Below are 481 nucleotides of genomic sequence, written 5' to 3'. Positions count from 1 at the left end.
AGCGCGCGGGCCCGCCGATTACATCGCGATCGCCCGGCGCTTCCACACCGTCATCCTGGTCGGCATTCCCAAATTGGGGCCGGAAAACCGTAACGAGGCGGCGCGGTTCGTCGCCCTGATCGACGCATTGTACGAGCAGAAGGTCAAATTGCTCGCCGCCGCCGACGCCGAACCGGCGCAGCTCTATGAGAGCGGCGACGGGCGCTTCGAGTTCGACCGCACGATCAGCCGCCTGGAAGAGATGCGTTCGGAAACCTACCTGGCGCAGGGGCATGGTACCGACTGAACCCGCTTGACAGCGGCGTGTTGGCGCGTTAAGGGAGTTGCTGCCCTTGGGAGCCATGCCATGCTCGTGACCACTACCGAGACTGTCCCCGGCCACACCGTGCGCGAGACGCTCGGTCAGGTCTTCGGCGTCGTCGTGCGCAGCCGCGGGATTGGCGGCAACATCACCGCCAGCCTGCGCTCGATCGTCGGTGGC

Annotated in this window: 2 protein-coding genes; both read left to right on the top strand. The window is 66.1% G+C overall.

All coding sequences use genetic code 11. The features are described 5' to 3' along the window. Positions 1-286 (top strand): AFG1/ZapE family ATPase (gene zapE / locus AACY08_RS29190; RefSeq protein WP_339472558.1); only part of this gene is annotated, 286 nt, incomplete at its 5' end. Positions 287-346: 60 nt separating this feature from the next. Beyond that, a partial coding sequence (locus tag AACY08_RS30750; RefSeq protein WP_445262063.1) for a heavy metal-binding domain-containing protein occupies positions 347-481 on the top strand: 135 nt, incomplete at its 3' end.

The organism is Pseudomonas sp. EL_65y_Pfl1_R83 (genome assembly GCF_963970695.1).
Classification (GTDB): domain Bacteria; phylum Pseudomonadota; class Gammaproteobacteria; order Pseudomonadales; family Pseudomonadaceae; genus Aquipseudomonas; species Aquipseudomonas tritici.
Note: the sequence above shows the minus strand (reverse complement) of the source record. Positions and strands in the feature narration are given on the sequence as shown.